The sequence below is a fragment of the Pseudomonadales bacterium genome (assembly GCA_013215025.1).
Lineage (GTDB): Bacteria > Pseudomonadota > Gammaproteobacteria > Pseudomonadales > DT-91 > DT-91.
In genome coordinates this window covers 1-5,949 of sequence record JABSRR010000112.1, presented here as the reverse complement: position 1 = coordinate 5,949, position 5,949 = coordinate 1, and the positions used below count along the sequence as shown (strand labels likewise).

Below are 5,949 nucleotides of genomic sequence, written 5' to 3'. Positions count from 1 at the left end.
CAATGCTCTGCTGCTGTGCCTTGGTCAAGCTGAAGGGCAGTGAAGTGATGAGCTGTTTTGCCAGCGCCTGGTCAGTAAAGGCCTGGGCCTTTTGTGCGCGACGTTTTGCGCGAAGGGTTAAAAAGCTGATCTGATGCGCTAACAGTTCCTCAAACGCTAGGCGCTGCTGAAAAGGGTTTGTCCCCTGTTCTAGAGCCTGAAGATCTAGGTGGTTAGGTGGCTGATGGAGGTACAGCAAGGCCTGTTTTAAAGAAATATCTAAAGCTTGTAGCGCTGCTGGTAGTTCAAACAAACTCAGTTTGACATCACTGAGCTCTAATACCTTCAGTGCTTGTGCCTGAAGCTTTCGCCACAGTTGCTGGCTAATGCCCTCAGTGCTTGGGTAAATAGCGGTAAAGCATTGTGCGCTTGGATCGAAGCTAGTGGGATTGATCTCGTATTCAGGGTGCACTACTTCAATCCCGGCTGGCCCAGGTCGCGCCTCACCAAAGCAGCGCAGCGTATAGCCAGGCTGAAGCTGCGCCTGTTGAGCTTTGCTAAAGTGAAAAAGTCGGAGTTTAATGGCAGCACTATCATCTTCGAGCAGGATGATTAAACTGCGCCGCTTACCAAATTGCAGCTTGCAAGAGACGATGTTGCCCTCAAACAAAGCGGCTTGATAAGCCTGCAGTTTGGCAATTGCTGTCAGTCTAGAGCGGTCTTGATAATGGCGGGGCAGATGAAACAGCAAATCAGCAATTTGAGCAATGCCATAGTGATTAAGTTTGGCTTGCAGTTTTGGCCCAACCCCATGCAGCGCATGGATGGGATCTTGCAGTGATAGCATGCTGATTACTGAATAGGCAGGTCGCAGCGATTCACGGCCTGACCGAGCACATCCATGGCTTCAAAGCGCGGAAAGCTCATACGCCAAGCCAATGCCACCGTTCTGCTCATCGCCGCACCGGTTTTGCCCGCAAATGGCTTGATACAAACAGATTGATGTAAATCATTGTGAAGCCCAGCCGCGCTCAACGGCAAAATAGTAATGCCAAGGCCTGATGCCACCATATGTTTTAGCGTATCCAAAGACGTATTGGCACTGGCGGCCATGGCGTATTGATTTTGCTGTAGTTTTTGTTTGAGCTCGGGCATCGCTTGAAATATTTGATCGCGAAAACAGTGACCCTCGCCAAGAAGTAACACGGTCTCGGATAATAAATCATTGGCCTTTAATGCCGACTGAGCAGCAAGCGGATGATCGATGGGCAGCATGGCGACAAAAGGTTCTTCGTATAGCGGCTTAGTCACGACGTCAGGTTCGCTGAACGGCAGTGCTACGATGATGGCATCAAGCTGGGTATCCACCAGCTTTTTCCGTAACACAGCGGTGTAGCTCTCTTCAATAATTAGCGGCATTTCTGGCGCTAATTGCTTAAGCTGTGGTAATAAATGCGGGAATAAATAGGGCCCAACGGTAAATATGGCGCCGATCTTTAGCGGGCTGCTCAAGGCGTTTTTACCCGAATGAGCAATATCTTTAATGATTGAGGCTTGCTTTAGCACTTCCTTAGCTTGTTGAATGATCGCCTCGCCCGTGGCTGAAGGTACAATCCGACTTTTACTGCGCTCTATCAAGGTCACCCCAAGATTGTCTTCCAGCTTTTTTAAGGCAATACTGAGGGTGGGTTGCGACACGTGGCAGGCTTCGGCTGCTTTACCAAAGTGGCCAAGCTCTGCTAGCGTGACGAGGTACTTGAGTTCTGTTAAAGTCATGGGCTGAAGCACAGGTTGATAGAAAATAGATATCAATTATTCATTGATAGACATAAAAAATCTATGATTAGTTTAACGCATTTGGCCGCAAAACGTATTGGTTTTATTGGCTTTGGTGATATCGGTAAACATTTTGCCGAAATATTGTCAGCCGAATTAAGCCAGGCTGAGTGTGCCCCGGCTGAGCTTATCGCAATACGTCGCAATATTGCGGCGATTGCTAAGCCCGAGCTTTGCCAGCCGCTCGCCTGCGATGTTAATGACCTGACTCAGTTGGCACGACTGAAAGATTTGTCGGTTGATTATTGGGTGATTAGCTTAAGCCCAGATGCTATGGATGAGGCAGCTTATCGGCAAACCTATTTGCAGGGCTTATCTAATATCTTGCAAGTATTGAATCAGGCTGAACAAAACGCGCGCAAAATTTTCTGGCTTTCGAGCACCAGCGTGTTTGCTCAAGATCAGCATCAATGGGTTGATGAAAGCTCAGAAACTGCACCAACTCGATACCAGGGGCAGGTGCAAAAAGCGGCTGAAAAATTACTGCAAAGCTCTTTGATCGAAACCTGCGTACTACGCTGTTCTGGTATTTATCGCAGCCAGCAACATAGCTTGCTTAACAAGCTGCAAGCCGGACAGCTGCCGGCAAATCTTGTCCATGAGTATTACACCAACCGGATACATGTGATTGATGTGGCGAGAGCTTTATTGCACTTGCTGGCGCTGGATGCCAGTGGCCAAGCCATAGATGCGATTTATCACGCCAGCGATTGCTGTCCGGTGCTGAATACAGAGCTATATCAATGGCTAAGTGAAACCTGGCAGCTGCCGCTAAATGCGGATATGCAGCCGCCGTCAAGACGGGTCGGCTCAAAGCGCGTTTCTAATCAGCGACTGCGTGATAGCGGCTTTGAGTTTAGCTTTCCAAGCTTTCGCGAAGGCTTTAGTCAGTACCTTGATAGCCATAAGCCCAGTTCTCGATCAGGAGGTGACTCATGATCGCTATATTGCGCATGCAGCATACTTATCAGCTGTTGTTTAGCTTACGGCTACTCAGNTTAGGNCTACTGTTAGCGGTGGCCTTAATAAGTCAACTGTTGCCAGCTAACTTTTTCCAGCAGTTAATAAACTGGCCGCTATTAAGTTTAGCGATTATCGCTGCTGCGCTACTCAGCGTGATGAGTTTAATTTTACGTCCGCGCTTACAAGAACATGTGTTGCTGTTTTGTGCCTTACTGCTCGATAGCCTGATCTGGTTTATGGCAATTTCAGCCACTGGTGGTGCAATCAATCCTGCGGTCAGCTATGCATTGGTGCTATTGTGCGTGGCGGCAATCTCGCTAGCGCCGATTTACAGCTTCATACTGTTTGTCTGTATGGGGCTTGCATATGCAGCCTTATTAGAGCTGTCGCCGCACCACCATCATGCGATGATGATGAGTTGGCACCTGTGGGGCATGTGGCTGCTATTCTTATTAAACGCGGGAATTATTTTATGGGTTACGCGTTTTTTATTAAGACGAATTCAGCAGCAAGATTTAGCCCTGCAAGAGTTTCGTGAGCAACAGGTGAGAGATGAGAAGTTGATTGCGCTGGGCACGCTGTCGGCAAGTGTTGCACATGAACTGGCGACGCCGCTGTCGACAATTGCTGTGCTGGTCGAAGGCCAAAAAGATGATCATAATCTGATGATAGAAGAACAGGTGCAGCGTTGTAAGCAAGTGCTGCAAACCTTGCGTCAGCAGCCACGACCCAATGTCATTGATAGTGAGGTGTTATTGCAAACCCTGCGCAATGAGATGCAATTACTGCAGCCTGCTGCAACCATACATTGGCACCTGCAGGCGATGTTTGATATCAACTATAGCTCGCTACTTGAGCATGCATTATTAGCGTTGTTAAATAATGCGGTGGAAGCTGCCGCCACTGCGGTAGATTGTCAGATTGATTGTTCTGATCAGCATTGCCAAATTGATATCGCGCATGATGGCGAGCCGATTGATGAACAATTGCTGTCTCGCCTTGGCAAAGAAACCGTAAGTTCCGATAAGGGCTTTGGCATGGGACACTATTTGGCAAACGCCAGCATTGAAAAACTCGGCGGCAGTTTGCTGTTATTGAATGCGCCGCAGCCACCGTCCGAGCATCGAGTGCTTATGCGGGTTCGCGTGCCTGTAGTGGCTGCAGCCGACGTGAAATCAGAGCTCACGGGTGCCCAGTATGACTGATGCAATGCCAAAGTCGCTAAACATTTTGCTGTTAGAGGATGATCTTGCTTTCGCGAAGGCATTGATTGCTGGCTTTGCCAGGCAGCAACACCAATGTAGTCATGAGTTCGATTGTGCAAATCTGTTAGCACGTGAGCTTGAGCAGGAACAATTTGACCTAGTGTTGCTAGATTTAAAATTAGCGGAGCAGACTTCGCTTGGCATAATTCCAGAGCTTCGTCAGCGGCTGCCGCAGGCCAAGATTATTATGATTACTGGCTTTGCTTCGATTGCGACAACGGTCGAGGCGATTAAGAACGGTGCCGATGACTACTTGCCAAAGCCAGTTAACGTGGCTGATATTTTAAAGCTGATGGCGGCGCCACAGCCAAATGACCACGCTGATCAAAATGATGCTCCGACGATGTCGCCGAAGCGCCTGGAATGGGAGCATATTCAACGCGTGCTATCAGAAAACGACGGCAATATCTCGCGCACGGCTAAACAGCTAAATATGCATCGTCGAACCTTACAGCGCAAGCTGCAGAAAAAACCGCAGTTACAATAACAGGCGGGTGCTTTTGCTTATGCTGAGGCAGTGATACTATGCGCCGACATTAGTATGCGTTGCAGAGGAAATCTATGGCCTGGTTACAAGTCCAATTTTCAACCGATAGTGAACAGCAGCAGGCGTTAGAGGACGCACTGTTTACTGCTGGTGCAGTCTCAGTGACTTATGCCGATGCCGCAGATCAGGCTATTTTGGAACCCGGCCTACATGAAACACCGCTTTGGGATGCGCTATTGCTGACCGCTTTGTTCGATGCAGACAGCGATAGCCAGCTATTATTGGATGCGGCTGAGCAGGCGTATGGCCAGCCATTGCCGCGTTATGAGCTTGAGCTATTGCAGGATCGCGACTGGGAGCGCGAGTGGATGGACGACTTTGAGCCGATCCAGTTTGGCGATAAGCTCTGGATTTGCCCTAGCTGGCACCAACCGGTGGACGCGAATGCAGTTAATATTCGTTTGGACCCTGGCTTGGCATTTGGTACCGGCACTCACCCTACTACCGCTATGTGCCTGCGTGCTCTGAACGGGCTAGATGTGCAGCACCGATCCTTATTGGATGTTGGCTGCGGCTCAGGCGTGCTGGCGATTGCCGGCTTATTGCTCGGCGCTGATACTGCGGTTGGAACTGATATTGACCCGCAGGCGATTACTGCCAGTCGTGAAAATGCCGAGCGCAATGGCATTGAGCCAGCGCGCTTCGCGCTTTATCTGGCCGGCGAGGAGCCCATCGAGCAGCGCTATGATATCGTGATTGCCAACATACTGGCTGGGCCGCTGGTCGAGATGGCCGCACAGCTGAGTGCTCGTTTAAAGCCGGGTGGCATATTATTATTATCGGGCCTTTTAAGCGAGCAACAAGGCGAGATTCTCGATGCCTATACCGAGATTGCCTTTGAGCATTTCTACCATGAGGCGCAATGGCTGTGCCTGCAAGGGGTTAAAATCTCAAAATAATCATTTTTTTGCCAAGCTGGTCAAATTTTCAGCGGCTTTGTTTTTGTGTTTTATTGGCCTTACGCACTACAATAGGCGCAACACCATGATGAGAAAGCAAAACTATGTCAATCACTGAGGCGAGCTGTCCGCACTGCGGCGCAGAATACCAACTAACGCCTGAACAGCTAGCGGCTGCAAATGGCCAAGTGCGTTGTGGTGCATGCATGCAAGTGTTTCAGGTGCATACCTCGGCCCCCGAGCCGCCAATCATTGATGACACTGAGCAATCGATGATTGACGATACTGAGCAAATGCTGATCGATGATGATATGGATATGTTTGCAGCCGAGGCTGCAGACAACGGTGATGATCCAGAAGCTGATTCGTCTGAGCAGCTTAACGAGGAGTTGCTCTCGCTGGACTCGGCCATTCAAAAAAGTGGTGAGGGTAATTTCTTTGCTGATGATGAAGTGGATGT

7 protein-coding genes are annotated in these 5,949 nt (G+C 49.4%); 5 read left to right on the top strand and 2 right to left on the bottom strand.

Translation table 11 applies throughout. The annotated features are described in order from the left end of the window. The coding region (locus HRU21_08600) for an ATP-dependent DNA helicase RecG (protein NRA42348.1) at positions 1-826 on the bottom strand (826 nt) is incomplete at its 3' end. 5 nt (positions 827-831) lie between these two features. Continuing rightward, complete coding sequence (locus HRU21_08595) at positions 832-1,755, bottom strand: LysR family transcriptional regulator (GenBank protein NRA42347.1); 924 nt, start codon at positions 1,753-1,755, stop codon at positions 832-834. Between the two features lie 63 nt (positions 1,756-1,818). On the opposite strand from HRU21_08595, the gene HRU21_08590 reads away from it, so the two are divergent. From HRU21_08590 to HRU21_08570, 5 genes are all read left to right on the top strand, one after another. Further along, positions 1,819-2,754 (top strand): sugar nucleotide-binding protein, encoded by a 936-nt coding sequence (locus tag HRU21_08590; protein NRA42346.1) that lies wholly within the window; start codon positions 1,819-1,821, stop codon positions 2,752-2,754. Next, a complete protein-coding gene (locus HRU21_08585; protein NRA42345.1) occupies positions 2,751-3,983 on the top strand; it encodes a HAMP domain-containing histidine kinase in 1,233 nt (410 codons plus the stop codon). The genes HRU21_08590 and HRU21_08585 overlap by 4 nt, the downstream gene beginning before the upstream one ends. Positions 3,984-3,987: 4 nt before the next feature. After that, entirely contained in the window at positions 3,988-4,530 is a 543-nt protein-coding gene (locus HRU21_08580; GenBank protein ID NRA42344.1) for a response regulator, read from the top strand. Between the two features lie 74 nt (positions 4,531-4,604). Beyond that, positions 4,605-5,489 carry a 50S ribosomal protein L11 methyltransferase gene (gene prmA, locus HRU21_08575; GenBank protein NRA42343.1) on the top strand — a complete coding sequence of 295 codons (885 nt, stop codon included), beginning with the start codon at positions 4,605-4,607 and terminating at the stop codon, positions 5,487-5,489. A 104-nt stretch (positions 5,490-5,593) separates the two neighbouring features. Beyond that, a partial coding sequence (locus tag HRU21_08570; protein ID NRA42342.1) for a zinc-ribbon domain-containing protein occupies positions 5,594-5,949 on the top strand: 356 nt, incomplete at its 3' end.

What these genes read in the sequence shown, in the direction of transcription:
- HRU21_08590 (NRA42346.1), top strand. Translation starts at nt 1,819, where the DNA reads ATGATTAGTTTAACGCATTTGGCCGCAAAACGTATTGGTTTTATTGGC.
- HRU21_08580 (NRA42344.1), top strand. Translation starts at nt 3,988, where the DNA reads ATGCCAAAGTCGCTAAACATTTTGCTGTTAGAGGATGATCTTGCTTTC.
- prmA (NRA42343.1), top strand. Translation starts at nt 4,605, where the DNA reads ATGGCCTGGTTACAAGTCCAATTTTCAACCGATAGTGAACAGCAGCAG.
- HRU21_08595 (NRA42347.1), bottom strand. Translation starts at nt 1,755, where the DNA reads ATGACTTTAACAGAACTCAAGTACCTCGTCACGCTAGCAGAGCTTGGC.